The organism is Halarchaeum salinum (assembly GCF_039520965.1).
GTDB classification, from domain to species: Archaea; Halobacteriota; Halobacteria; order Halobacteriales; family Halobacteriaceae; genus Halarchaeum; species Halarchaeum salinum.
The window spans coordinates 1-1,689 of the sequence record NZ_BAAABL010000091.1; the positions used below are offsets into that span (position 1 = coordinate 1).

The following is a 1,689-nucleotide window of genomic DNA, read 5'->3' on the forward strand; positions in this document are numbered from 1 at the left end:
GGTCACAGTTCGCAGAGATTCGGCGCTTAGAGGTCGAGATTATCCGGCTGCCGATGTGATCGACTGAGTTTGTCCTTCAACGAAGCGTGTGGGTGCTGTATCCCCTCCCTACTCGCTCACTCCTCTTCGTTCCGTTCGCTCCTTGAGGAAGGGAGCTTAGCACCCTATTTTCCAGCTAATTCTTCGAGCGACGCGCCCGCCGAACAGCCGACCGAAACTCAGCACGTCGAACGCACCGACGTTGGCGTCTCGATTACCGTCCAACTCAAACGCGAGAGCGGGACGCGCGACGAAGACAAGATCACGGGCAAGGTCGACCGCCTCGGGGTCAAGCCCCGAGGCTTGTCAGTGGACTCCCGCTCTACCCGCGCAAGGCGGAAGGCCGGAATTGGCCGTTCGCGCTCAGCGTCCCTGACTTGAGGGCCAGTTGACTGGTGGCCCGTCCAGCACCAGACTTGAGCCAGTGCTGGACAAGCCGCCACCCGATATTCCGAGCGGCGTTATAATCCGCGTGGAGTTCCTTTCCACACTTCAGGCACTCAAACTCGTCACCATCACGGTTGTCCTCGTGTGTGAAGCCACACTCGCCGTGACTACACCGCTGCGACGTGTAGGCAGGGGCAACATCGTCCACGCTAATACCGTACTCTTCGGCTTTGTATTCGACGTGGCGTTGGAGTTCGCGGAACGCCCACTGCTGGAACTTACTGGCGGTCGAGATGCGCTCGCGGATATGCGTCAGGTTCTCGAACGCAATCGCCGTACAGTTGTTTTCCACGGCTTCCTGCACAATCGCTTTCGAGACGCGGTGGAGGTAGTCGGCGCTCCACCGAGCGAACCGTGAGCCAATGCTCTTGATGGTGAGATGGGCGGAACGAGTGCCTGTCTGTTGCAGGTTGCCGCGCCGACGCTCGTACTCGTCGCGGCGGTGGTTGAGGTAATCCGCATTACCGAGGAATGCTCCCGTCGAAGTGACGGCGAGATAGCCGTCCACGTTCAAATCGACGCCGAGAACCACTCCGTTCTCGGTCTGCTCGTCGTCAGAATCAGCAGGTTCGACTTCTTTCTCGACTGCGACGTGGAGGTAGTACGTGCCGTCACGCTTGTGGAGCGTGGCTTCCTTGCGTTCCCACTCTGGCGTCCAATACTCCGCAAACGGCGTCCCTTCCTCGTCTTCGGGTGTGACGAACTCGGCGGTCACGCGGTCGTCTATGGTGGCGAGGGTAACGTGGTCGTCGTTGTACGTGATGGTTCGCCCGTTATACACGACGACACTGCCTCGGAACTCGGGCTTGCTCGCCTTCTTGCCGTCTTCGAGGATTCGGTCTTTGCAGTTGCCGAGTGCGTCGGCAGCGAGGTTGCGGGCGGATTGGACGAGACTGGCTTGCAGACTTGTCTGCTCCCGAATCTCTGTGTAGGTTTGTTCGTGGAGCGTGTTCTTCGTGTCCTCGATTTCCGTGGGGTCGTCGCTCCATCCAGCGTCAGCGACGTACTGGGCCGCCTGTTGGAATTGCTCGAACGTCTCATCGAGAACGCTATGGGCGTCTTCGGGAACGTCGAGCTTTATCTGGATGTTGCGGACGACCTCCATACTTCATTAGTACCGTTAGGAATACTTGAAAGGGCTTCATTGAATCCGCAGAGGGCGACGGGATTCACTGTTTCACGGCTTGTTCGACGTTGTAGACT

1 protein-coding gene and 1 pseudogene are annotated in these 1,689 nt (G+C 58.7%); one reads left to right on the top strand and one right to left on the bottom strand.

The window, feature by feature from the left end; genetic code table 11:
- Positions 1-216: 216 nt before the first annotated feature.
- Positions 217-315: pseudogene (locus ABDZ36_RS14960) on the top strand (DUF7389 domain-containing protein); the annotation flags it as partial.
- Positions 316-361: 46 nt separating this feature from the next.
- Here the strand turns inward: ABDZ36_RS14960 and ABDZ36_RS14330 are convergent.
- Complete coding sequence (locus ABDZ36_RS14330; RefSeq protein ID WP_211313752.1) at positions 362-1,591, bottom strand: RNA-guided endonuclease InsQ/TnpB family protein; 1,230 nt, start codon at positions 1,589-1,591, stop codon at positions 362-364.
- Positions 1,592-1,689: the final 98 nt, after the last annotated feature.